Consider the following 25,628-nt stretch of genomic DNA (forward strand, 5'->3'; position numbering starts at 1 on the left):
GAAAAGTATTTAGACAAGTGAAGATGCTTTTGCTCGTTCTGCCAGTAATTCTTCCATCATCTTGGCTACATCGTCCCCTAGATCATCCCGCTTCAACGCAAATTCGAGTGTCGTTTGAATGAAACCCAGTTTTTCCCCGACATCATAACGCTTTCCGTCGAATTCGTAGGCAAAGACACGTTGCATTTCATTGAGTCGTGTAATCGCATCGGTCAATTGAATCTCACCGCCAGATCCGACTTCTTGTGTTTCTAAGTATTTAAAAATTTCCGGTGTCAATAAATAACGACCTAAAATTGCTAAATTTGATGGTGCCGTTCCCGGAGCCGGTTTTTCAACAAACGATTTTACCTTATGTAAGTGCTCTGAGATGCTTTTGCTTGGATCAACTATTCCATAACGGTGCGTATCTTTATCCGCAACCGGTTGTACACCGATAATGGAACTATTCGTAATCTCATACTGTTCAATTAGCTGCCGTGTACATGGTACTTCTGCTTGCACAATATCATCACCGAGCATGACAACAAACGGTTCATTGCCGATGAAGGCTTTTGCTTGGAGAATCGCGTCTCCGAGACCTTTCGGCTTTGATTGACGAATAAAATGGATGTTAATGTTAGTTGTCGCTTCAACGAGATGTAACAACTCTGATTTATTTTTGGCGATCAAGTTCGCTTCCAGTTCCGGAACGGAATCAAAATGATCCTCAATCGCGCGTTTCCCCTTACCGGTAATAATTAAAATATCTTCAATCCCCGATTCAATCGCTTCTTCAATGATATATTGAATCGTCGGCTTATCGACGATCGGCAACATTTCCTTCGGCATCGCTTTGGTTGCCGGTAAAAAACGTGTGCCGAGCCCGGCAGCTGGAATCACAGCCTTTTTGACACGAGTCATGATACCCCTCCTCATCTCATTTAATTCTCCTATAATATAATTAATTTGGAATTCTTTATGTAATTTACATTAACACATCCATCAATGACACTTCTATAAAATTTTCCATATACCTAAAATGTAAACGATATCATCGAAAAAAGAGAGTGTATTTCCACTCTCTTTACAATTTCTTGACATTACACCTTTTATACCCACTGACCTTTCCAGTTTTTTTCAACCGGATTCGGAGGATTGATTGTCACGAGTTGGTTTAAAAGAACCGCTTCATTATTTTCATAAATTTCTTCATACAACCAGTCTTCTAATTCATGCTCCAAATATGTCCGGCATTGTTCCCAATAAAACGGGCGTTTTTCAGTATGGTGGGCGTCTGATGCCACAAGATGCGCCAAACCGTTTTCGAGTAACGCAACGGCAAAACGTTGGACATCTTTACCGTACTTACCGATCAGGCTGGCACATGTCACCTGACTGATTGCCCCGTTTGAAATCAAATCAAACAACAATGTCGGGTTTTGAATGATCGCTTTGTTTTTTTCCGGATGAGCGATGACGGGAACATAACCATCTGAAATCAATTCGGCAAACATTTGTCGTGCATACGACGGAATTCCGGTCGAAGGAAACTCAATCAGTAAATAACGGGAATTCGCGAGAGGTAGCGCTATGCTCTTTTGAATTTCTTCGATCAAATCCCCCGTCAAACGAATCTCATGCCCGGGGTAAACAACAATCGGAATATTTCGTTGATGGAGTAATACGTTTAGTTCATCGACGGTCAGTTTCACATCGACGTCTTCCGTCTCAAACTGCGGATGGAACAGGTGAGGTGTCGCAATGATTCGTGTGACACCTTCACTCGCGGCCTGCTCTGCCAGCTGTAACATTTGCTCGACACTCGCCGGACCATCGTCGACCAGCGGTAATAGATGACAATGAAGATCAACCATAATGGCACCCCTTATTCATAGGAATAATAGTATTGATACGCTGAATCATCCGTCAGCTCCCGGCGGTTCAAGACGACACCGAGAATCTTCGCTTCTGCCAGTTCGAGTTGTTCTTTGGCCTTTAAGACCCGTTGACGATCTGACGTCATACAGCTGACGACCAGGACGACTCCGTCCGTCAATTTAGACGTAATCCGGCTGTCCGCGACTTGAAGTAGCGGGGGTGCGTCCAAGATGATGACATGGTACTCTTCCCGTAATTTTAAAATGAGGTTTTCCATTGATTTGGATGATAACAATTCAGCCGGGTTCGGTGGGATTGGTCCTGCCGTCAGGATCGATAAATTTTCGATTTTTGTCGGCATGATTGCTTTTTCAAGTTCCGCTTGCCGCGTTAATAAACTGGATAGACCAAGACCGTTTGCGACACGGAACGTATAATGCACGGTCGGACGGCGCATATCCGTATCGATAATCAATACCTTTTTCCCTTGTTGCGCATATGCGACGGCAAGATTAGAAGACGTTGTCGATTTCCCTTCGCTTTGTGTGGCTGATGTTACGAGTATGACTTGAATCTCTTTATCCACTGCCATGAATTCAATATTTGTCCGGATGGTCCGGTATTGTTCTGCAATTGGCGACTTCGGTTGAGTGACCGTAATTAAATTACGGGCATCTTTGTTCATCTTATTTTTCTTAGCCATATTGTTTTGCCGCCTCCCGTTTTGCTGCTTTCGCTGATGACTTAAAGACTTTGCTGTCGATATCCGGAATACTTCCTAAAACAGGCAGATCAAGAATTTGCTGAACCTGCTCCTCTGTCCGGATCCGGCGGTCAAGCACTTCACGTAAGAAGGCAAGGCCTACTCCCAATAAGAAGCCCACCACTGCAGCGATGGCTGTATTTAAAATAATGTTTGGACTGACCGGAGCTGTCGGAATGCCTGAAACAGATAACACTTTGACGTTATCGACATTCATCAGATCCGTAATGTCTTCACTGAACACGCTCGCAACCGAGTTTGCGACGTTCGACGCAAGAGCGGCATCCGTATTCTGAACGGAGACGTTGATGACTTGCGAATTTTGTTCACTTTCGACAGTAATCATATTGTTCAAAGTACCAATATTGTCAGGTGCGTTTTCGACTTCTGCCTGAACTTTTTCCAGAATGGCCGGACTCTTGATGATGACGCGGTATGTATTAACAAGTGTGACGGACGATTGGACTTGCGCAGCATCAATCACATCGTTTTCCTGTTTTTTCGGTGTGACTAAAATTTGCGTACCGGCTTGATATGTGGGTTTGATCAAAAAGGTACTGACGGCAAATGAGATGACGGCTGCGACGATGGTCAATGCGAGAATCCGCCAAAGCGATTTTCTCAAAATTGAAAATAATTCCTGTAAGCTGATCGTTTCATTCATAGTTTAATTATTCTCCTTTATTTGTCTAATACGGTGTCTTTTTTCATCAACTAGAACTCAGTATAACAAAAAATTGGGAAATGGTTGATTAAATTTAAGGAAATAACATACGTTTTTTGAAATTTGTTGCGTATAATAAAGAATGACATGTTTCGTTTTACATGAATTTCCGGATATCAACATAGGAGGAAGATCTTCATGCATCGCTCTCTACAAGCCCTTCAATACTATACATCGCACTCGGAAGAAGACATCCGTCGCCTTCATGAGCGGATTCGTTTAAGCCTTGCTTCGACAGAATCGTTAACGGATACGATGATTCGTTTGACCGGCCAAACACCACTTGTTCCATTCAAGCAGGATACAGTGACCGCCGAAGAATGGTCAGCTTTTTTAGCCGGCAAACATCACCATGAATTGGCGGATTTTTATGGGACACTCGTGGCTCGTCCGATTCTTGAGGAAGATGGCCCTGTCGAACCTAAAGAGGACATCGAAATTGCTCCATCCCTATCGCGGACGCACCGTGAACCAGAAGCCATCCGTCGAAACAAAGTGAAAACCCGACCAGAACAACGCATTAAAAGAAAATTCCCTTGGGGTTGGGTTGCTCTACTGATTTTATGTTTCCTTCTTGGTGCCGGTGGAACATATGTCTATTCCAATTACATCGCGAGTCCATCTTCCAGCAAACCGAAGTCAACAATCGAACAACCGGTCACTGTTGAAAAAGAAAAGGAAAAAACAAAAGAACCAACGCCGGAGGTCAAAGAAGAATCAAATGTCCTTTACGTCAAAAGCAGAAACAGCAACATCTATAGTGACTCTGCCTTGACCGATCTACTTTTTGAAGCTGACTTTGGTGACGGTTACCGGGTTCTTGAAACGACCGACTCTATCAGTAAGATTGAATTGACGGATGAATTGACAGGTTATATCAAAAATAACGATACGACGAAGTCTTTAAAAGGAGACGCGATTGCTGACGAATCCCTATTGACGTGGGTCAATGACAATCTCGATACAAGCTTCGTCACCGAGATGCTCATTGACCTTATCGGCAAAAAAGCCGAAGATTTAAATAGTACTTATGGTCCACCGGAACGGACGTTTTCCGATGAAGTCAACACGTATCTGTTTTACGGAACTCATTTTTTTACCCTTCAAAATAACAAGGTCATTGCGATTGACTGGGCTGAAACAGCCATCACCAATGCTGAACTAGCGACACTCGCTCCTCTCCAACTCGAAACAGAGACGACTGGTCTTGTGACTAGTAATTCTTATCGCCTGCAACGGTTTGAACAAACAGAAACAAGTACCAGCCGGGTGCGATTGGCTGAACAAAATCTATAACAGTAAAAGGGACAATCCATTTTTCGGATTGTCCCTTTTGTTTACTCCAGACCAAGCGAGTAACGTAATGCGGTTTTCGTTTGGGCCAGTGAATCATCAGTCGGATGCCAGTAATAAATGCCATCCGCTTCTTTTCCACCTGTTCCTTCAAGCTTTAAATTCTTTTGATTTTTAAACGCATCCATGTAATCAAAGGCAAGTGTCCGCATCGGTTTGAATGATACATTTGTCTGAGCATTTTTACCTACGACATCCATGATCGCATTGAACTTACTGACGGAAACATCCGATGATAATTTAGCGACAACTTGTTCGATGACTTGGCGTTGACGCATTTGACGACCGAAGTCACCACGCGGATCTTCATAACGCATCCGTGTATACTTTAAGGCTTCATCACCGTTTAAGTTAATTTTTCCGACCGTGAACTGTTTATCGCCGACTTTGAAATCTAGATCGTTATTAACAGTCACTCCACCAACCGCATCAACGAGTGAGGTGAATCCTTCCATATTGATTTCTGCATAGTAGTTGATTGGAATATCGAGAAACTTCTCGACGGTTTTAATCGCCATTTCCGGTCCACCAAACGAATAGGCATGGTTGATTTTATCATTTTTCCCCTTACCGACGATCTCAACTTTCGTATCGCGTGGGATACTGATCAAACGACTTTCGTTTTGTGTCGGGTTGAGCGTCATGATCATAATCGAGTCGCTTCGTCCGTTTGTTTCGCCTTTACGACGATCGACACCCAGCAATAAAACAGACACCGGTTTTTGTTTCTCGACGACTTCGTCACCCGTATTTTTAATTGGCGACTGGATCTTTTTGACGGTTTGATCAACCTGATAATACGTGTAGCCGATAAACCCTCCGATTCCGATGACCAGCACTAGAGCGATTAACAGCATAACCTTTAACGGCGTCCAGCGCTTTTTGACTTTCCTTCTTTTTTTGACACGTTCCACTTTCCCACGTTCCCTTCTATTATACGTTGCTTGTTTCCTATGTAACTTCATGAGTTCTCGTTACTATCGGTCAAATAAAAACGATCTTACAGTCGAGTATACTGAAAATCGACCGGGAATTGTAAAAAACGGGAAAAGATGAAAAAAAGAGTCTACCGGTTGGCAGACTCTTTCGTCCTTATTAATATGACATTTGACTTGAGACAGTGTACGTTTTCTTTTTTACATTGTATTCGAGCATGACAAATTTTTTCTGTTTTGTCGAAGTCGGGAAGACATATGTTTTAAACTCTGATTTAATCGCAAGTCCTAAATCGATCTCCTGCTTAGTTTGGACAGATGTCATATCAATTGAATCCAGTCCTGTCCATTCGCCCAATCCTTTTCCTGACAATACACCATCCAATTGTTTTTCAGTCATTCCTGTTTTAATTTTCGCGCCTTTTGCAAGTTTCATCTTACTTTCACGCGCGCCTGTCGAAGAGTCACGGAACAGATCAAGCGACTTCGATGTCAAACGATAAACCGAACTATTTTTCTTCGTCATGAACATCAGCGTCGTAATATCAGAAGGCACGATTTCCTTTTTGTCATAAAAACTATAAATCGTCGTCTTTTGACCTTGTGTCGTGCTCGTCGCCTCTGCTTTTTGCTTGAGGACGGTCATTCCGTTCTTTTTAGTTAATTGTTTTTTATAGTCTTTTCCGTAAAGAACTTTTGCTGCCTGTTCAATCGTCATCCCATTCTTCAACGTCTTGAATTGTGTCGTTACCTTTGTTTCTTGTTTCGTTGCCGCTTCTGCTGTTCCGGCGATCAGTGTTGATCCGGCGATTAATGCCGCGATTGTGAGTTTACCAAATGTTGTTTTCATGTGTAGTCGCTCTTTTCTGTTTTAGGATTAGTAGAGTTCTTGCGTACTCGATATATTTTCCATCCAATCGACACGATAGGCTTTTTTCTTTGAATCAAATGTCATATGGACTTGTAATCGTTTGTTCGGATGATTTGTCCGAAAAATATAGATTTTTGTTTCGCCTTCACCAAGACCCATTTTTTTCAGCTCTTGTTTGGAAAAGCTATGACTGAAGTCTGTTGTCGACCATGTCATCCAGTCACCCAGACCTTTTCCTGTCAATACGTTGTCGAGCTGCTGCTCCGTCATATCGTACTGGACCTGTTTGCCTCGTTTGAGTTGTCGATCACTTTGCCGGACGCCCATAGGATTTTCCCCACTGAAATCAAGGGACCTTAATGCCAAACGGTAGACTTTATCTTTCGGCTTAGCTGCAAACAAAAAGGTCATATAGTTTTTTTCCTCTTTGCCGGGAACGAAGTACACTGTGAAGTCTAAATCCTTAGACGTCTCTTCTTTTGGTGACTTTTCCTTTAAAATCGTCCGTCCATTCTTTTTCGTCAGGTGTTTTTTATATGTCTTTCCATATCGTTGTTTCGCAAACTCGGCGATCGTCATGCCTGTCTTATACTTTGTAAAATCCGTCGTGACTTGTTTTTCCTGTTTCGTGGCCGCGTCGACCGGGATACTCACTACAGTCGAAGTCATGAACGACACCAAGACCGCATATTTCAAAATTTCTCTTAGCATGAAAGACTGCTCCTTTTTACTTCGTTTTAATCGGGAGAATTGTATAGTTATTCAATTTATACTGTTTACTCGAATTATCAAACTTCATCGTCGTTTCAATCTGCTTTTTCGGATTTGAACTTTTGAACGTATAGATTTTGATCTGACCGCGGTACTTATATTCTTTTCGTTCCTGTTTGGTCTGGACGGATGTAAAGTCCCAGGACCATCGCATCGCGACCTGACCAAGACCTTTACCGGATAACAGCTCGTCGAGTTCAGTTTCCGTTTCATCTCCCCGAATGTAGGTTACGTGTTTGAGCGTTCGGTTACTTTCACGTAATCCGCTATTCGTGTCCGCTGCAAACTGTAATATTTTTTGGACCAGGAAATACGTCTTCTGATTCTTTTTCGTGTGGAATTCAAACATTATCAGTCGTGGTAACGTCTTCGATTGATCATAAAATGAATACTCCCGCGACCGGTATCCTTATTTATTCTGAGTCCAATCGGCTTTTTTCTTAAAAACTGTCGTGCCATTCGTCTGTTTCAAATGTTGTTTGTATGATGGACCGTACATGACTTTGGCGACCTGCGTCAGCGTCAGACCAAATTTAAACGACCGATAGTCTTTTAATGCACGTTGTTCTTCCTTCGATACTGCTTGTCCGTTGAGTGTCCCGCTTAAGCAGAGAACACCGATGACCAGCATCAACACCAGTTGTTTCAAAACTTTCATACTGTCCCTACTCTCTTCATTTCAGTAACCGCACAGCTTTATCCGCATCGAGTCGCCCGTATCCGTATGACGGATCATATCCTTTGGCACCAAGATCCTGTGCTGATTTTTTAAGGATTGCTTCCACTTCCGACGCTTTGATCGTCGACTTCAGACTGTAGAGGAGACTCGCGACACCGACGACGTGTGGGGCTGCCATCGAAGTTCCGCTCCAAAAGGCAGAGACTCCGTCACTGAGGTAGCTCGGGATATCTTGTCCCGGAGCGACTAAATCCAGTCCCTTGCCATAGTTTGAGAACGACGACCGTTTATCGAACCGGTTCGTCGATCCGACTGAAAACGCATACTGGGACCGGGCCGGATACGACAATTTACTTTGTCCTTCGTTTCCGGAAGCGACGATGACGAGAACCCCTTTTCGCTTCGCATATGCGAGAGCGTCTTCGATAGCCCGGGATGAAAATCCACCGCCGATGCTGATATTGATGACTTTGGAACCTTTTTTAACAGCATGTAAAATCCCTTTCGCGATATCCGAGTTCGACCCGTAGTTGTCTTCGCCGAGCACTTTGATCGGAATGATCGAAGCCTTGGCATTGATGCCGGACATGCCGTACGTGTTATTGCTGTTCGCAGCGATGATACCAGCGACATGCGAGCCATGCCCGTGATCATCGATTGCCTGTTGCCGGCGGTTGACGAAATCGTAGCCGAGGTCCATCCGGACACGTCCGGCAAAGTCCGCGTACGTCGGATTGATACCGGTATCGATGACCGCGACGAGCACCGTCGATTGTTTCTTCCCGGCAATCCGTTTCTTCATCGCATCGAAGTTGATATCGGCGCCTTTGACGCCACCGCGTTGCCCTGTATTGTTTAGTGACCACTGATACGATTTGAAGACGTCGCCTCCGAGTCCATGCATGGAGCTGTCGAGCTCGACATACGCAACACTGTTCGATTTTGCGAGTTGCTGTTTCGCCGCCAATGCCTGCATGACCGTCCGGTACGTGAACTTGACGAGGCCGAGGCCGGCATCAATTGTTTCGTGCTTGACGGCTGCCGTTTTCACGGACAGTTGTTGTTTCTGGCTGTTCTCTCCTGTCATCTTGACTACGAGGCTGCTTGACTTCGCAACCGTACCCGATTGACCAATCGATTCCCGAAGTGGTTGCAACCGTTCGAGCTTAAACGGCACGACAAACGACGCATTTTTCTTTCCTTCGATTTCTATGTATTGACGATCGCTCCAACTGAGCGGGAAGACGAGTGACTGATCCGTGACTTGATCGTACCGGCCGTAGACGAGTTGCCGTTTGTAGTCGGATTGTGATTCATAGACGGTGACCGCTTCCGTGTCGTCGGCAGCGAATTTCAAATGCGTGCCACCTGTCAGGTAGGTTTTCGTGTCAAAGTAGAACAACGCTTTTCCTTTACTGTCAAACTTGCCTTTGATATAGGCTTTCTTTGTTTTCGTGTCCAGCGTCGGTAATTTTTGTGCGCCGGTTCCTGCCGCTTCTATTTGAGTCGGGATCATCGTCCCAAGGAGACCTGCTACTGTTAATCCTGCGATCCATTTCTTCATTTCTCCACTCCTTCATCCACCTTTTGACCTACAGAACCAGTATAATGGAAAATTTTACGCTAAACACCTAATTTTTACGTTCGAAGCAATTTTTTCTGTTTTTTAGCTGCGCAACAAAAAAAGCGAACCCAGCATCAACTGGATTCACTTTCGGCTTCATTTAATGTAACTCGTCGCCCGGTCAGCATTCAGACGACCGGAACCATAGGTCGTATCATATCCTTTCGAACCGAGGTCCTTCGCTGATTTTTTGAGGATACTTTCGACGTCCGCTGACTTGATCGTCGGCTTGAAACTGTACAAGACACTGGCGACAGCGGCGACATGCGGCGCGGCCATCGATGTTCCGCTCGCAAAGGCAAGTTCTCCGTCTGCGAGATAACTCGGAATCGCGACACCTGGTGCGACAAGATCGAGTCCCGTTCCGTAGTTCGAGAAGGACGCTTTTTTATCCGTCCGGTCGGTCGCACCGACTGACAGTACATATTTCGAACGAGCCGGATAAGACAATGCCTTTTTTCCAGCATTGCCGGAAGCGGCGACAATCAACACGTTTTTACTTTTCGCATAAGCCAGTGCCGACTCGACCGCCTTGGAAGAGGTATCGCCACCGAGACTGAGGTTAATGACTTTGGCACCTTTTTTCACCGCATGATTGATTCCACTGACCAAGTCCGACGTATAGCCGGCACCGTTCTCATCGAGGACCTTGATCGGAATAATCGAGGCTTTGGCATTAATCCCTGTCATCCCATACGTATTGTCACTTCCGGCTGCAATGATACCGGCGACATGCGACCCATGCCCGTAATCATCCCACGCCGTCTTCGAACGGTTGACGAAATCATAACCAAGATCCATCCGGACTTTCCCGGCGAAATCGGCATAACTCGGATTGATACCGGAATCGATGACCGCAACGAGCGTTGTCGACTGTTTTTTCTTCGCAATCCGTTTCTGCATCGCCGTCAGACCGATATCCGCTCCTTTCAACCCTTTTTTCTGACCGGTGTTCAGGAGCGACCATTGATGATGCTTGAAAGCGTCCGTTCCGAACGCTTGAATCGGCGTATCATATTCGACGTAGGCCGTCGCACTCGACTGCTCAAACTTTTGTTTCGCTAATTTCGTTTCCGCCGCTGAACGATACGTCAATTTTTCTAAACGCAATTCCGGAGCAAAAGCTTCGACAGACTTGGCACCAAGACTGCTGCTGCGTACCATACCCGCTTTTGTCTGGATGATAAGAGCCGTTGTCGTACTCGCTTTCGTTTTAACAGAGGAACTGCTCGTCGCATCAATCGGTTCGTAACGCGAGACACTGAACGGGACGGAATATGTATCGCCCGGGTAACCTTCTAAAATCAAGTACTGCCGTCCACTCCAGCTGAGCGGGAAATACATCGTCTCGTCGTTACGCTGGAAATAACGATTGTAGACGCGTCCCGCATCAATGTCTGCCTTACTCGTAAACATCGTGCCGTAGACATCCCAATCCAGTTCAAATTCAAGATGCGTTCCGTCCTGAACAAAGTCTTTGGCGTCCATGTACCAGATAGCAAATCCGTCTTCATCAAATCGTCCTCTCATCGGTGTTCCGGCATAACTGCCATGGAATGTCGGTAAAGCTTTCGCTTGATTGATTTTTTTTGCACTGACGGTTTTTTGTGTTGTACCAGCAATTTTTTGTTGCCCGACGGCTTCCCCGTTTACGCTGAGTCCCATGAACAAACTCGCAGCAAGACTTCCTGCGACGATTTTTTTCATTCCTTCACCCTCCAATTGTCTTAGGTCCTTACATCTATATACCCGTAAATTTTGGAATAATGTGGGATATTAAAAATCATTTACCTAATTTATTTATTTTTAAATAAAAAATCCACCACCTCAACAGGTGATGGATTTTTGTTTTACTTCACGATGACTTTGAAGGTTTTAACGACCTTATAATTTCCAACAGTCGTATAGGTAACGCGAATTGATGTTGTTCCTTTAGTGACTGCTTTAACTTGTCCTTTTGTGCTCACCGTCGCGATTTTTTTATTGAGCGAAGCATAGCTGACAGATTTGATTTTATCGGTTGTTGACGCATAACCGATTGTCGTTGTTTGACCTTTTTTCAATGTTTTTTGCGTAGCTTTCAGCTTCACTTCATTGACTTTCGTTTCGATCGGCAATGTAGTTGTCAGGACGAATCCGTCTTTTAATGTCACGGTTGCCGTCACAGTCGTTTTGCCTGATGCTTTACCAACGAGACGTCCCGTAGTATCCACTGTTGCTTTTGACGTGTCCGCTACTTGATAACGAATCGATGATACAGTTGATGACGTATTCAAGACTTTTGTTTTCAGGTTGATACCTTTTCCTTGATAGACACTTGCTTTCTCGATTGTTGCCGTCGGTGCTTTTGTTGTTTGTGGAACGAAGACACCGAGGTATCCATTTACTTCTGCCGTTCTCATCCCTTTAACCGGAACTGTCAAGATTCCGTTTTTGTCTGTGACAAGTTTCGTTTGGGTTACACCACTCGCATCGACAAAGACTTGGTTCGTATGTTGTTTGCCCATATCGACTTTGATTGTCGTGTTAAGTGTTGACTTCTTCCCGATGACTGTCGCAACACCCGTGTTACGGTCTTTACCGAGTCGGACACTTGAAATCAAATGACTGCCGGCGACTTTTGAAGTGTTCGTCGTATGATACGCCACTTTCTGAGCACCGTATGCATATTGCTTACGGACTTTCAGTAAGTTCGTGATTTCGTCATAGTATGGCGTTTGCTTAGACATATATGAAGCATCCGTCTGATACAAGTCACCGTAGTAAACAGTCGGAACCGTATCTTTGTTCGTCAGCAAGAACGCATATTGTGAGACGACGTTATCCACTGAATACTTTTTCTTTGTGCTTGCGAGTTCTGCATTGTAGATTGCGAGTGCTTTCTTTTCTGTATCTTTATCGTACATTTTTTCAAAGGATTTCGGCTCTTCGCCTGCTTTGTACTGAATACCTGTTTTGATGCCGTACAGATCGAGCATGATCTGGTTGACGCGGTTCTTCTCTTGATCGTGGTTATTAACGAATGACCAGTTAGCTGATACATCTGTTGAAGTCGCTGCACGATTAACAGTTGAACCTGTCACGATGGCACTTAAGGGACGTTTTGACGCTTCATTTCCAAGGGCATTCCGCATCGTGAAGTAAAGTGGTGAGTCCATGATCAGCTGCTCATCGTTATTTGCCTTCATGTATGCTTTTTGCTCTGACTTATAGCTCTCGATGTAGCTTAAATGCTCTTTTTTACCAAAGTGTTCTTTTGCGACTTCTGCTTCCGCTTTTAAAATCGCCGTATCGTAGTGTGACGCTGCATCGATCCGGAAGCCGTCGAACTTGTATGTTTCAAGCATCCACTTCATCCAGTTCTTTTGTTCTTTGATGACTTCTGTGTTCGAGTTGGCTAAGTCTACGCCAAGTAAGAACTCATCGTTATTCGTCATCGTCTTGTTATAGGCTTGAAGCGGGAATCCTGTTTCATCTACGAAGAGGAACTGATCCTCGATATCGATGCCCGAGTTATCGTTTTGATACGAACGTTCTTCTGTTCCGTATCCGTAAGTTGCTTGTGTCTTCATGTATTCTTCCGTCAACTTCGCAATCGTTCCATTGTCCGCTGACGCGAGGAGTGCTTCTTTTGTCTCGAAACCATTTTCTTTCATATAAGCAAGGTAACCCGGATCCTTCGCGTATTGCGATAACATCGGTTTCCAGTTCTGCGGTGAAACTTCATACCAACCGTCAGCCGCGAGATAAGTATCGACGACATTCAAGTTTTGAGTTTTAGACGCTTCAATCAACCATTCAGGTAAATAGTTTTTCTCATTCTCCGGTCCAAAGTAACGGTACGGTTTACCGTCTTTGTCCGTCATGACACGTCCTGTACCTTGACCTTGAAGCGATGTTCCATTTAAGAAGGTTTTGTTCCACTCTTTGAGGTACCCGTATTTTTCTTGTCCCTGTCCGCCGCCTTTTGTATAGGCGAGGTAAGGTGTCGCGAGCGTTTTTGTTGTCTGTCCGCCCGTGTATGGATTCGTGAATAACTCACCTGAGCTTGTCGCACGACGTACGAAAACAGCTTCCCGCTTGTTTAATCCAAGCATCTGGTTTGGAACCAAGTCCATTTGAACTTTGATGTTATCATCATGCAACATGTCGACCATCATCTCGAGATGACTGGCTTTACCGTATTTCGTTGCCGTTGTCCCGCCTGGTCCTTGTGGGAATTCACCTAAGTCATACCGATCGGCAATAGCATACCCTTCCATGTAGCGCGCCATATCAAACGAACGATACGCAGGCGGCATCCATACATCTGTTACTCCCCATGAGTTTAACAGGTCACCTTTTTTAGCAAGAGTCCGGTACATATTGCTGTCATATGGTTGGTAGAGGCTGAAGCTCTGGAAGATGACATGGTTATCCAATTTCTCACCTGACGTATAAGCTGCTGCTTGTTTTGGTGCTACACCGAAGCTACTTGTTGCTACGAGGGTAGCAAGCAGTCCAGCCGATACTTTTTTGTTATTCTTCATCAATATAAGTCTCCTTTACTATCTGTATTTAATTGATTATTTTTTCCTTTAATTACTAAACAACATCACATAATTTAACATCTTTCTTTCAAGATAACACCTTCTATTTTTAAAAAAAAGTCAATAGATTCAACAAAATGCAATCGATTGCACTAATTGTCATAAAAAAGAACACCTTCCATCCATTTCCGGACGAAAGGTGTTCGAGGGAATTAGTTTAATCCAAGAAGAACTGCTTTCTCGTAACCGCCAGTCAAGACTGAGTTGTCGTATGACTGAAGATCTTTGTTGACGACAATGACGTTCGACAACGTTTTGAGTGTACCAGCCGGGACTTTGATTTTAACGATATCAAGTCCGTTCGATACGATGTCATCTGAGTCAGCAAGCGAGATACTTGTTCCGACCGGAAGTGATTTTCCGTTCAGGATGTAGTTCGCTGTGCTTGTCGCATCGTACATACCAGAGTATTGAACGCCCTCTGTGAACTTGATGCGGATGACGTCTTTCTCGTTTTTCTCGTTCGCTGATACTTTAACGATTTCGAACGGCGTCAAGACTGGTTTAACAGGCGTTTTCATGAGTTTGAAGTCATGTGTCGCTGTTGCAACCGTGTTACCGACATCATCAGACAATGATTTGACGACGACTTTCCAGTCTTCGCCGTACCCTTCCATGTCGACGAGTTTTTGCAGGCTCTCGTTTGCTTTGACTTGGAAGTTTTTGTCCGTTGTATCCGTGTACTTGACGACAGATCCGTCGATTGTAACGATTTTTCCATCTTTGTTCTTACCGATGAATTCAACTGTCGTTTTCGGAGGCAAGACGATACCGTCCGCATTGATGAGTGGCGTGTTGTACTCATCGAGGTCACGGATTTTCACCGGCTCGCTCATCATGACAACGAAGTCGTTTGTCATTGGTACGCGGTCGATCGTGTTGATTTCAGCACTCTTCAGGTCCGGCGTGTTGAGCGGCGATCCTTCATAGCTGAGGTCAAGGATTAACGCGTCGTTCTTCTCACCGTTCGCTTCGGCCTGGATGGCACCTTTTTCGAGCGTGATGCGGAACTTATCGTTGTAGTAGTTTTCTTTCGTGTTGACTGTATCGTAGATTTCCGTCCAGTCTTTCATTAACTCGATGACAGCTTCGCCCGTCTCTTTGTTGTAAGACGTGACATTGACATACTTGCTGAAGTCTTCGTATTTCTTCGTGTTCGAGTTGTAACGCTCAAACTTCAGTTCGTTATCAAGCAATGCCAGGATATTCGCATTTTTGAGGCCTTTGCTGAACAACACGCGGAATTGCTCAGGTGACTCAACAACGACGCCAGCTGTCGGTTTGACTGTGTCAGCCGCAACCGTGAAGTCGAGGTTTTGTGTCGTTCCGATGTTGCTTTCATCTGAAAGTGCTGCGAAGTCCATTGTATCCCAGACTTGAAGCGAGTGTTTACCTGCAGCGAAGTAACCTTCTTTGACACCTGGATAGTTGTCATCGAGCATGATACGGACTGTATCGCGGCGATCGACACCAGTTTTGTTGTCAAATCCGTAATGGATGACTTTGAAGTACTTCTCTCCGTATTGACCGTCGATTTTGAATTTCGCAGAATCGACCGCTTCAGAGAATTTCACTTCGAGTTGGTTCAGACCGACTGCTTTAACAGATGTTACTTCAGCAGGACGAGCATCCGTCAACTTGAAGCTTGCTTTTGATTTCACTTCTGTATCCGTGCTGCTCGTGATTTTTGCGACGAGCTTAACGACTGCATTGTCTTGGAGTGGTGTTTCTTTGTCCAGGATCAATTCGAATGCTTTCGGATTCGAAGGAATCGCTTTAACACCGATGACACGTTTCATACCATCAAATTGTTCGATTTGGATGTTGTCGTTTGCAAGGTAATCTTCTTCGTGAAGACCTTGCATGACTTTATCAAGTCCGAATGATTTGAGTAAGAGTTCACGTGAAACGGCTTTATCGAGGAAGACCGTCACGCGATCTGCCTGGTTTGATTCAGCTGCAAGAACATTGATCATCTCGATCGGAGCCGGAGTAACAGCGATTGTGCTGAACTTGACTTTCGTCTCTCCTGAAATCTTACCGATGAGGTTTTTGTAATCGCCTGCTGCCGTTTCGATGATTTCTGCACGGATCATAGCTTCGAGGTCCGTATTGCTGAACTCTGAAGTGAGGATGACCGTTGCTTTTCCGTCTTGAATTGTCACGCGGTCTTTTGCAAGCGCACCGAATGATGTGGATAATTTCAAGACGATATCGTCTGCGTTTTTGTCGACTTCACCCGTTGCTTTGTCCTTGAGCAAGAACGTCACTTCTGTGTTGTCAGCTCCGTTTGCGACGATTGTCGAGGCTTTCGGTGAAACTTCCAGCATCCAGAGGTTTTCAACGCCTTGTGTCATGAAGCTGATTGAACCAAGGTCACGAGCGACGCCGCCGATCTTGATGCCTTTCGCTTCCACTGTGTAGTCTTTATCGTAATCAAGACCTGACACGTCGAGGAGTGCTGATTTTTTGTCCGGGCTGAGGGTAACAGCTGTAACTGTTCCGCCTGCGATTTTGAAGTTATCGACTGATGCGCTGTCAACGGCGCGTGAGAATGAAACTTCGACTTTTTTGTTGCCGATTGCTTTTGCTGATGTCAGCATCGTGTTCGCTACTGTGAAGTCCATTGCTGCTGATTTCACATCGCCGACTTTGACAACATAGCTGTGTGTGCCTTCAGGGATTCCGCCTTTCGAAGCCATGAATTTCCCGTTCGAAAGCGATCCTTTGACGACGATCGGTGCTTTTGACATATCTTTACCCGGGTAGATTAAGAGTTCTGCCATTGCGCCTGCCGCTGCGTACATGACGTCCGCTTTAACAGAAAGTGTCTGATCGTCGACGCTTCCCATGACGTTCATGATGTTCGCTGCTTTGACTTCATATTTGATTGAACCTGTCATGACAGAGTTCGCACCTTTGTATGAATAAGCAAGTTTATATTTGCCGGCTTTTGAAGTATCCGGTGTTTTCAGGTTAAATTTGCTGATCGGACGTTTGACGATGATACCCGATTTATAACGAATGCTGATTGTGCTTGGAAGAACAACTTTCCCTCCGACTGCAACTGGTTCGAGGACTGGTTCGAGGACATCAACCGGATAGTTCTGAAGTTCTACTTTGAGGACTGCTTTTTTCGAAGTACCGGCAACTGTGCCGTACAAGACTTGGAACTTGTTGATGTATTTCTTCTCAAACTTCACGGTACCGTTCCACTTCACTGAACGCATTTCGTACTTGCCGTTTGTGAGCTTGACTTTGACCTTTTTAGGCAATGTCAATTTCTTAACAGCGTACTTGTCACCGCCTGCATGTTTCATCAAAATTGGAGCGATGTATTTAACAGAGACCTTCGAAGCCGCGTCAGCAGCAACCGGTGCGACGACAGATGCAGTGACTGCGAGTGCAGCTGCAGCAGCGTACAATTTGTTTGATTTTTTCGTGTAAGCCATGTTTACAATTCCTCCTCTTGTCTTTCAAAACTAAATGCGACAATCCCAACCAGATAACCTACACTTAAAGTAAATATTTACAAATATTTTACTTTAATCCATTCAACAAAGTCCCTGCCTTCTTCGGAGGAATACGTTCTGTTTCACACGCCGATCCATCGCCTATTCAGTAGACGATCGTCAGTGATCCATTATGTATCCAGTTTGGGATGAACAGGAACATGCTGTCGAACGCCTTACAGGTAAGGAATTCGGTATGTCGTAGGTTCGTACCAAGCCTCACTTTGAAATCAGTGAATCACTCAGCTACAGCTCAAATATACAAAATTCAGAAACTAACGACAATAGGTTTTTTGTAAAAATTAGGTGAATAGTAGTAACTATTAAAATATATTTACAGGTCGTATATGGAAATTGAAAAACTGGTCATACCTTTTTAAGAAAACGCTTACATTTTACGTTATTTCAATAAAATTAATGTTTTCCTGAAATATAATAAAGCTGTCACGTTTCTCTGCGTGACAGCTTCAACAATTAAGACAGGCTTCGATTGGCTTGCTCCACGGCTTCTAAAAACGTTTCCCGCTGAAACCGGTGATCCGCGTCCGCCGTCAGTTCGATCATGTCCCCGAGCCGACGCAACTGAATCGGCAGCCCCCGCCCGATCCATTCGAGCTGTTGCTGGAGATGCCGTCTCGCCCGGTCGACCGTATGCCGTTCTGCTGCCGTGAACTGCCGTAAGTATTGCAGGACATAACCGAGTCCGAATTCAATCGGAATCCGTAGTTCGGCCCCTTTGTCCTTGATCCGGATCAGACCCGCTCCGTAATGAATCGCCCGTTCCCACTCCTCACTGATTCGTTCGTACCAGTTTCCGTTTGTCAGACAATGTGTTTCCAGTGCGCCTTTCGGACCACTCGGCATGACGCTGAAATAATCGATTTTCATCCTTCTTCTCCTTTTCCGTAAAAAATAGGATGAATCCTTGATGGACTCACCCTATATGACAGGTCAGGAAGTTGGATTGTTCGAAAATGTTTTACTCGGTCGACCGATTCCTTCATATTGGACATCACCCGGCTCATCAACGAATGCCCAACAGTTACGTCCGTCAATCAAACGGGCGGTCTTCATGTTCGCTGTCAGTTGTTTTGGCGTGACATGCTTGATGTCGTCCCACTCCGTCATGATGACAGCGACTTCTGCCCCTTTAACGGCCTCTTCGAGCGTATTTTTTTGATCGAGCAGAGTTTTCGCAGCCGGATCGTATCCGGTGACGATGGCACCCATTTTCGTCAGACGCTCTGCCAGACGTAATGCCGGAGCATCACGTAAGTCATCCGTTCCCGGCTTAAACGACAAACCTAACAGAGCAATCCGGAGACCGGGTCGTGGATCGATTTTTTGAAGAACATACTCGAGCTGGGCTTCATTCGTCCGGTCCGCTGCCTCAATGACATGAAGGTGTTCACCTTGTCTTTGAGCTAACGTCGTCAAAGCGGCAATATCTTTCGGAAAGCATGAGCCGCCGTAACCGGCACCCGCTTTTAAGAACGCCGGACCGATACGTGGATCTAGACCAATCCCATGGGCTACATCTTCGACATCCGCTCCGACGATATCCGCCAGCCGTGCAATTTCATTGATAAAACTAATTTTGACAGCCAAAAAGCTGTTTGCGGCATACTTCGTCAGCTCGGCCGTCGTCGGATCGACATGAACGATTGGTGCATTCGCTTTAAATAAGTCAGCCAGACTCTCCGCCAATCCTTGATCGTGCGTCCCGATAACAACCCGGTGCGGATTACGCATATCCCGGATCGCTGTCCCTTCTCGAAGAAATTCCGGTACCATTGCAAAGCGTAACGATGGATACATTTCCTGGAGGGATTCCGTCGTTCCCGGTGGAATCGTCGATTTCAAAACGACCGCAGCATCCGGTTGAATGGAATGAATCAATTTAACGACTGCCTGCACTGCCGACAAATCACAACTTCCGTCTGCCCGTTCCGGTGTTCCGACTGCCACCAAATACAGGTCGGATAGCGGATAGTCGGTCGTAAAGGTCAAACGACTTTGATTTTTTTGTAAGGCCTCTTCAATTCCTTCTTCCGTAATCGGTGCAATCCCTTGCGCTAATTGTTCCATCCGCTCTTTATTTAAATCGACACACACCACGTCGTGTTTGGCATCGGCTAATCCAATCGCGGTCACAAGACCAACATATCCTGTCCCAATTACCGTCACTTGCATCTCATCACATCCTTCATCAGTTTCCCTGTCTTCACTATACGGGAGCGAAAGTGATTTGTGCATCGAAAAAGCTTTTCGAATACGCTATACTGAATACGGGAATGGGAGGAATGCTCGTGGCGATTATCATCTTTTGCCTCGTATGTCTCTTCGCATATCGTATCCGCAAGCTTCCCGAAGCGATTCGGACGATCTTACTCATCCTCGGTTTACTCAGTGGATGGTTCGCGCTGTTTGAGATCATCAGTTATTTAGAAGCGAACCCTTACCTGGCCGCGATCCCGATTGCACTCGGGCTCGGTTACTGGTTTTGGCGCCGCAAGAAAAAACGGACGACCGGTTCTGCCTCAAATTGAGGTCGAGCGGTGTCCGCCTATCGATCACACAAGACCAGTCCGATCAACGGAACTGGTTTTTTTGTCGTTACAGGACGGCCGGTGGTCCGAATTTCCCGTCATGGTAGTCACGGTATGCCTGACGGATTTCTTCTTCCGTATTCATGACGAACGGTCCGTAGGCAATCGTCTCCTCCCGGATCGGTTGACCCGAGTAAATCAATAGCTTCGTCCGACCGGTTGCAGTCAGCTCGAGTGAACTCTCCCCTGCTGCTTGTTCGTCAAACGTCAACGTCGCAGCCATCGTCTTCGCGAGGCGGGTCCTGCTGTTTCCTGCTTCCAGTTCTCCGGCCAGGACATACAGAAAAGCGTTATGATTCGCCGGTAAAACATGTGTATACGTCGCTCCAGGAGCAAGTGAAACCTCACTCATGGTAATCGGGACGAGACTGTCGAGCGGTCCCGTCACGCCGGCAATCTCACCGGAATAGACGCGGACGTGTCCTCCGTCAAACGTCACGACCGGAGCCTGTTCGAGCAAAACATTTTGATACGATGTCGTCGTCTCTTTCAAACGCTTCGGCAGATTGAGCCAAAGTTGCAACGTATGAATCAAATCGTCATCGACCGCTTCTTCAGCATGCCGCGCCGCCCAGCCGGCATTCATGTACTGGATGTCTCCGGCGTCAAGAATGGAGTGCCCGCCATGATTATCGATATGTTCGAGCCGACCGTCGATGACATACGTGATTGTCTGAAAGCCGCGGTGCGGATGATCGGAAAACGTTCCGCGTTTGAACCAGTCCTCCGCCATCAGGATAAACGGATCAAACTCGTCTTTCCGGTCTGGTGACAGCACCCAGCCCTGTTGGACATGGGGATAACCGTTTTGTTGATATGTCACTTGCCAATGATTCTTGATATCACGTTCGAACATTTTTCCAACTCCTCCACTTATGATGCTTTCATTGTCGCATAGCCTGTTGCGGAAGCCGTACTCGTTTGCTCGTCAAAGGATTTTTGCGCACAAAAAAACGATTCCGGTTGACGGAATCGTTCAGCACTTCGATTAAAGACGTGACGCCTTTTGTTCGAGGACGGCAATCTTCTCTTCGATTTCTAGCAGCTTCAGTTCATGTTCGAGTTCGAGGCGACGTTTTTTCCGTTTCAGTTGGCTCAGTTCTTCTGCAACCGACTCCGGTGACGCTTCCGGGCGTGGCGGTGCCGACTGATCCATTGACTGACGGAGCGGATCAAACAGGTTTGACTTGGCAAACTTCGCCGCTTCCGGACCAAACAGGTCGTTGATGATCGGCAAAACTTTATTCATCGCGTTGCCCGGGATCTGTGACTTCTCGTCAACCAGACGTTTGAGTGCCAGCTCGTCGACCAAATACCCTTTACCGTCCTGTTCCGCATGTAATTCGCCTGTGCGGATCCAGCGGCGGACCGTCTCTTCTGATACGCGTAACAATTCACTGATCTGTTTTGTCGTTAACATCGTAATCCCTCTTTCCCATTCATTTGATACTCTTACTATACACACGTGTGTGCGTGTGTGTCAATCAATACACACATCAAAAACCCTCCGAACCGGTATGGTCCAGAGGGTTGTCCTTATCCTGCGCGTCGTAACAGTAACCAGAGTCCGACGACTGCCAGTCCTGCTCCTGTCGCTGCGTACGGGAACGGTTTCTCTTCCCCTGCTTGCGGGAGTCGTTCACCGGATGCATTGCTATTGCTTGTGCTTGTATCCGGATTGTCTGCTTTGACTTCCGTAACCGGTGCTTGTGCCGGTGTAGTCGATGTCTTCGTTGGTTGCGGCGTTGGTTTCGGTTCCACGACCGGTTTCGCCTTCTTGATTTCAGCAAGCAGGAAATACCCCATCGTCTCATCCGTCAACGTGACCGAATCCGTCGTTGCTTTTCGTTTGAACAGTTTGAGGAATTCATCGTATCCCGGGAATTCTTCTTCGTCTTCATCTGCCATACCGACAGCAAGGGCTTCCGCTCCGGCTTTCGTCAATTCGAACGAATCCATCATCTCATCGAGCGAGACGTGGTGCATCGCTTCGACTGTGTATCCGGCAGCGACTTCCGTCTTCACTGTGTACGTTCCCGGTGTCAATTCGATCGACAAGGCATCGTCTTTTCCGACTTCTTCCGTGTAGACGTCTTTCCCCGTGATGGCATCCGTAATCGTATAGGTTGCAGGAATCGTCTGCTCCGTGTAACCCGGAATCTGATCGTTATTCGCATCGAGGAAGTTCGTGACGATCAGAAGGTTCGCCATGTCCATTTCTTCGTCTTCGAGACCGTAGAGACCGGCATCGACTTGAACGATGTCCCCTGCTTGCAGCTTCACTTTTGCCAGGTCATCTTCGTCAAGATCCGAATCGATCGTCGGATCCGTTCCTTCGTGTTGAGGAGACGTGTAATAGTACCCGATGTCCATGCCGTACACTTCAATGTAATACGTGCCCGGCTCGATGTCCTTGAACGTGTAGAGTCCGTCTTTCGTGTAAACTTCCTCAACGACATCGTAGTTTTTATTTAAGAGGTACACCGGGACGTCACTGATGCGTGTTTCTTTTTCCTGACGGATCCCGTCTTCATTTTCATCAAACCAGATGAGTCCGTTGATGATTCCCGTCGTCGCCTTTACCGGCTCTTCCTTGACGGGTTCCGTTTCCGGCTTCGGTTCTTCCTTGACCGGTTCTTCTTCCACGGGTTCTTCTTTGATTGGTTCTTCCGTCTCCGGCTCCTCCGGTGTCGGTTTTTCTTCCGGCGTTGGTTCCGTTGTCACGGGTTCTTCCGGTGTCGGCTCCGCTTTGACTTCGCGGCCGAATTGAATCAAAATCGTCTTCGCCTGATCCGTCGATGTTACTTTCACGACAGGTGCCGTTTCCGCTGTAAACGTGACGGTCGGGTTTTTGACGATATCAATTGCTTGTCCCGTCAATCCGCCTTCAAAGACCAATTCCGTTTCAGATTCAAGATTGACTGTCCCTTCTCCCGTGAATGTCAACGTATACGGATTCGTTCCCGTTCCGGTGACATCCCATGCAGAAATCGTTTCTGCCTGAGCTGGTGTGATGATACCAAAGACAAGCAGACACGCTGCTATGTACATTCCAATTTTTCGCATTATGTTTGTTTTCGCTCCATTCTAAAATATGTGTTACCTAGATTTTAAACAATAAAGGGAAAATAAACCACCTGATTTCCGAAATTCGTCCAAGAAAAAGACGACTGTCCCTCAAAAAGGATCAGTCGTCTTAAGATTATACGAGTGAATCACAGGCTTTCGCACACGCTTCACAGGCTGCAGCACATTTTTGACAGTGGTCATGATCGTGTTTCGAGCATTCTTCGGCACAGGCTAAACAGATTTCCTTACAGGCCGTCGCAAGCACGGCGATGTTTGGACTGTTTCGGACGATGGCCTGACTGAGCAGGCTGCAAATGTCGGCGCAGTCCCGGTCAAGACGAATACAATCCGTCATATGAGTAACGTGGGATTCATTCAGACAGGCGTCAAAACAAGTGTTACAGGCGACGATACAGGCTTCGAGTGTCGTTAGAGCTTCCTGATGTGCTTCGTGCATAATATGATTCCCCCTTTGAAGTGATGACTAAGTAAACGCTAGTATCCTTCTTCCCCGGATACACTCTCTTAAAACAAAAAAAGAACCATACGATAACCGGGGAACAACTGGTTATCGTATGGTTCTTTTCCATTAACGGACGACTTCAAGCGGAATTTCAATGCCACGTCCGGCGCCTGCATCGATGATCAGGACCGGCAAGCGGTTTTCATCGAAGACTTCTTTTTCAATCGTCGTATCCGACGTGTACGTTCTGATTTCCCCCATCTTTTTCGCCGTAAACGAAACAAAGGGGAACGGAATCGACTGATTGGCGACATCCAGTCGAATATCAACCTGTTGGTCATCCAGCCGGATGTCATTGGCCGTCCGAATCGTCAGACGCATCCGGTCGTTGTCCGTTGCTGAAATCTGAGCCGAGATGTTTTCCGTTTGTCCGGCACGCGTGACAGGATCGATGATGACCGTCGGGGAAGCGGTCTCCACCTCGTCAGCACGCTGACAACCGGGAATGACAAGCAGCGAGATTGCCAAGGGAATCAGCAAACGCTTCATCACGGATTCACTTGATTGCGAAAGTCAGTTCAGCAGTACAGGCGACTTCCCCATCGACTGTTGCTGTGGCACGCCCTTTACCGATCGGTCCACGCAGTTTCGTCAGTTCGACTTCCAGTCGGAGCTGGTCACCGGGAACGACCTGACGCTTGAAACGACAATTCTCGATGCCGGCAAAAAAGGCCAGTTTGCCTTGGTTTTGTTCCATCTTGAGAACAGCAAAAGCACCAACTTGCGCCAACGCCTCGACAATCAACACACCGGGCATGACGTTGTAATCCGGGAAATGGCCGTTAAAGAATTCTTCATTTGCCGTGACATTTTTGATTCCGACAGCCCGTTTTCCTTCCTCGACTTCGAGAATCCGGTCGACGAGCAAAAACGGATAACGGTGCGGAATGACTTCCTTGATTTGTTCAATCGTATACATATAGCGCAGCTCCAATCACTGGTTAATTTAAGATTTTGTCCAAAAATCGGTGATGCGGGTCCATGTGTCGAGCTTAAGGACATCCATCGCTTCGCCACCACCAAGTGTCGCATATCCAACCATTGCGCCGATCACTAACGCAAGGACAATAAGAAGAACAATGATCAATAAACGAGCAATAATCGGAACGCGACGTGAAGAATACTGACGTAATTTTTTACGTTGCTTCGGTTCCTGTTCTTGCGGCTGTTCGTTCTTAACCTCTTGATTACGTTTCAGACGTTCACGGGTCGGTTGGTCCGTTCCGGCTTGATTTTGTACCATCTTGATCACCTTTCATTGGTTCAGTCTAAAGAACAGTATAGCATATTAGTACCTGGTATTAAATAGTTGCAGTTCAGCTACAAAACGGTTCTTTTTTTAAGTGTAACATGCACAAACCGTGAACTTGTAAAAAAAGTTCTGCATTTTATATATAAGGAAGAAACAGAACCATCCGGTCTTTTTTAAAAAAATTTTTCAATTTTTTCAATCCAAACAAAATCCGGGTGCGTATGCTGTTCAGAACGATGCAGACAACAACTACCAAATATACAAAAACAACACCCAAATTTGAGAGGATGAGACAAGATGAAAAACACGAAAAAATTCGCAGCAACAGCCATGGCAGCAGCACTCGTATTACCAGGAACGGCAGCATTCGCTTCCGGTGGCGGAGACGACATGAAACATGAGGAGAGCGCGAAGAACGTCACGGTCAAAACAAAAGCCGCTGACCTCCGTGCAACACTCGATCAGTTACTCTCAGAGCACTTCGTGCTTGCCGT

Annotated in this window: 24 protein-coding genes and 1 pseudogene; 3 read left to right on the forward strand and 22 right to left on the reverse strand. The window is 46.0% G+C overall.

Features of this window, described 5'->3' with window-relative positions; translation table 11 throughout:
* Positions 1 to 9: 9 nt before the first annotated feature.
* The 4 genes from galU to ABIC15_RS04465 form a co-directional block, all read right to left on the reverse strand.
* Positions 10 to 903, reverse strand: coding sequence for a UTP--glucose-1-phosphate uridylyltransferase GalU (galU, locus tag ABIC15_RS04450; RefSeq protein ID WP_354019835.1), 894 nt, complete (start codon positions 901 to 903; stop codon positions 10 to 12).
* A gap of 188 nt (positions 904 to 1,091) precedes the next feature.
* Positions 1,092 to 1,856 carry a tyrosine-protein phosphatase gene (locus ABIC15_RS04455; RefSeq protein ID WP_354019836.1) on the reverse strand — a complete coding sequence of 255 codons (765 nt, stop codon included), beginning with the start codon at positions 1,854 to 1,856 and terminating at the stop codon, positions 1,092 to 1,094.
* An 11-nt stretch (positions 1,857 to 1,867) separates the two neighbouring features.
* On the reverse strand, positions 1,868 to 2,563 hold the full coding sequence (locus ABIC15_RS04460) for a CpsD/CapB family tyrosine-protein kinase (protein ID WP_131972133.1): 696 nt from the start codon (positions 2,561 to 2,563) through the stop codon (positions 1,868 to 1,870).
* The gene (locus ABIC15_RS04465) at positions 2,556 to 3,287 is read right to left on the reverse strand and encodes a YveK family protein (RefSeq protein ID WP_354019837.1); all 732 of its coding nucleotides are present in this window, start codon (positions 3,285 to 3,287) and stop codon (positions 2,556 to 2,558) included. The genes ABIC15_RS04460 and ABIC15_RS04465 overlap by 8 nt, the downstream gene beginning before the upstream one ends.
* Before the next feature lie 198 nt (positions 3,288 to 3,485).
* On the opposite strand from ABIC15_RS04465, the gene ABIC15_RS04470 reads away from it, so the two are divergent.
* Positions 3,486 to 4,643, forward strand: coding sequence for a hypothetical protein (locus ABIC15_RS04470; protein ID WP_354019838.1), 1,158 nt, complete (start codon positions 3,486 to 3,488; stop codon positions 4,641 to 4,643).
* 41 nt (positions 4,644 to 4,684) lie between these two features.
* Here ABIC15_RS04470 and ABIC15_RS04475 read toward each other — a convergent pair whose 3' ends face one another.
* From ABIC15_RS04475 to ABIC15_RS04525, 11 genes are all read right to left on the reverse strand, one after another.
* Entirely contained in the window at positions 4,685 to 5,614 is a 930-nt protein-coding gene (locus tag ABIC15_RS04475) for an LCP family glycopolymer transferase (RefSeq protein WP_354019839.1), read from the reverse strand.
* Positions 5,615 to 5,795: 181 nt separating this feature from the next.
* Entirely contained in the window at positions 5,796 to 6,485 is a 690-nt protein-coding gene (locus ABIC15_RS04480; RefSeq protein ID WP_354019840.1) for a hypothetical protein, read from the reverse strand.
* A 27-nt stretch (positions 6,486 to 6,512) separates the two neighbouring features.
* Positions 6,513 to 7,217, reverse strand: coding sequence for a hypothetical protein (locus tag ABIC15_RS04485; RefSeq protein WP_354019841.1), 705 nt, complete (start codon positions 7,215 to 7,217; stop codon positions 6,513 to 6,515).
* A 16-nt stretch (positions 7,218 to 7,233) separates the two neighbouring features.
* On the reverse strand, positions 7,234 to 7,626 hold the full coding sequence (locus ABIC15_RS04490; RefSeq protein ID WP_354019842.1) for a hypothetical protein: 393 nt from the start codon (positions 7,624 to 7,626) through the stop codon (positions 7,234 to 7,236).
* A 60-nt stretch (positions 7,627 to 7,686) separates the two neighbouring features.
* Positions 7,687 to 7,935, reverse strand: coding sequence for a hypothetical protein (locus tag ABIC15_RS04495; RefSeq protein WP_354019843.1), 249 nt, complete (start codon positions 7,933 to 7,935; stop codon positions 7,687 to 7,689).
* A 16-nt stretch (positions 7,936 to 7,951) separates the two neighbouring features.
* Positions 7,952 to 9,520, reverse strand: a complete 1,569-nt coding sequence (locus ABIC15_RS04500; protein WP_354019844.1) for a S8 family peptidase — start codon at positions 9,518 to 9,520, stop codon at positions 7,952 to 7,954.
* A 156-nt stretch (positions 9,521 to 9,676) separates the two neighbouring features.
* A complete protein-coding gene (locus tag ABIC15_RS04505) occupies positions 9,677 to 11,287 on the reverse strand; it encodes a S8 family peptidase (protein ID WP_354019845.1) in 1,611 nt (536 codons plus the stop codon).
* Positions 11,288 to 11,430: 143 nt separating this feature from the next.
* Positions 11,431 to 14,109 (reverse strand): glycoside hydrolase family 70 protein, encoded by a 2,679-nt coding sequence (locus tag ABIC15_RS04510; protein WP_354019846.1) that lies wholly within the window; start codon positions 14,107 to 14,109, stop codon positions 11,431 to 11,433.
* Between the two features lie 212 nt (positions 14,110 to 14,321).
* Positions 14,322 to 17,621, reverse strand: a complete 3,300-nt coding sequence (locus tag ABIC15_RS04515) for a hypothetical protein (RefSeq protein WP_354019847.1) — start codon at positions 17,619 to 17,621, stop codon at positions 14,322 to 14,324.
* Between the two features lie 534 nt (positions 17,622 to 18,155).
* The gene (locus ABIC15_RS04520) at positions 18,156 to 18,569 is read right to left on the reverse strand and encodes a hypothetical protein (RefSeq protein ID WP_354019848.1); all 414 of its coding nucleotides are present in this window, start codon (positions 18,567 to 18,569) and stop codon (positions 18,156 to 18,158) included.
* Between the two features lie 63 nt (positions 18,570 to 18,632).
* On the reverse strand, positions 18,633 to 19,874 hold the full coding sequence (locus tag ABIC15_RS04525) for a UDP-glucose dehydrogenase family protein (RefSeq protein ID WP_354019849.1): 1,242 nt from the start codon (positions 19,872 to 19,874) through the stop codon (positions 18,633 to 18,635).
* A gap of 110 nt (positions 19,875 to 19,984) precedes the next feature.
* On the opposite strand from ABIC15_RS04525, the gene ABIC15_RS04530 reads away from it, so the two are divergent.
* A complete protein-coding gene (locus ABIC15_RS04530; RefSeq protein WP_376778098.1) occupies positions 19,985 to 20,230 on the forward strand; it encodes a hypothetical protein in 246 nt (81 codons plus the stop codon).
* Between the two features lie 67 nt (positions 20,231 to 20,297).
* Here the strand turns inward: ABIC15_RS04530 and ABIC15_RS04535 are convergent, their stop codons facing one another.
* From ABIC15_RS04535 to ABIC15_RS04565, 7 genes are all read right to left on the reverse strand, one after another.
* Positions 20,298 to 21,146, reverse strand: a complete 849-nt coding sequence (locus tag ABIC15_RS04535; protein WP_354019850.1) for a pirin family protein — start codon at positions 21,144 to 21,146, stop codon at positions 20,298 to 20,300.
* A 132-nt stretch (positions 21,147 to 21,278) separates the two neighbouring features.
* Positions 21,279 to 21,710 carry a helix-turn-helix domain-containing protein gene (locus ABIC15_RS04540; RefSeq protein ID WP_012371518.1) on the reverse strand — a complete coding sequence of 144 codons (432 nt, stop codon included), beginning with the start codon at positions 21,708 to 21,710 and terminating at the stop codon, positions 21,279 to 21,281.
* 116 nt (positions 21,711 to 21,826) lie between these two features.
* Positions 21,827 to 23,356, reverse strand: coding sequence for an SdrD B-like domain-containing protein (locus ABIC15_RS04545; protein ID WP_354019851.1), 1,530 nt, complete (start codon positions 23,354 to 23,356; stop codon positions 21,827 to 21,829).
* Between the two features lie 136 nt (positions 23,357 to 23,492).
* Positions 23,493 to 23,816: a four-helix bundle copper-binding protein gene (locus tag ABIC15_RS04550; protein WP_214767704.1), complete on the reverse strand. Its 324-nt coding sequence runs from the start codon at positions 23,814 to 23,816 to the stop codon at positions 23,493 to 23,495.
* Between the two features lie 132 nt (positions 23,817 to 23,948).
* A complete protein-coding gene (locus ABIC15_RS04555) occupies positions 23,949 to 24,371 on the reverse strand; it encodes a hypothetical protein (protein ID WP_012371521.1) in 423 nt (140 codons plus the stop codon).
* Positions 24,372 to 24,378: 7 nt separating this feature from the next.
* Positions 24,379 to 24,801 carry a 3-hydroxyacyl-ACP dehydratase FabZ gene (gene fabZ / locus ABIC15_RS04560; protein ID WP_012371522.1) on the reverse strand — a complete coding sequence of 141 codons (423 nt, stop codon included), beginning with the start codon at positions 24,799 to 24,801 and terminating at the stop codon, positions 24,379 to 24,381.
* A gap of 27 nt (positions 24,802 to 24,828) precedes the next feature.
* Positions 24,829 to 25,125 (reverse strand): DNA-directed RNA polymerase subunit beta, encoded by a 297-nt coding sequence (locus ABIC15_RS04565; RefSeq protein ID WP_214767706.1) that lies wholly within the window; start codon positions 25,123 to 25,125, stop codon positions 24,829 to 24,831.
* Between the two features lie 306 nt (positions 25,126 to 25,431).
* On the opposite strand from ABIC15_RS04565, the pseudogene ABIC15_RS04570 reads away from it, so the two are divergent.
* Positions 25,432 to 25,628, forward strand: a pseudogene (locus tag ABIC15_RS04570) (copper amine oxidase); the annotation flags it as partial.

The organism is Exiguobacterium sp. PvP048 (genome assembly GCF_040549175.1).
Lineage (GTDB): Bacteria > Bacillota > Bacilli > Exiguobacteriales > Exiguobacteriaceae > Exiguobacterium_A > Exiguobacterium_A artemiae.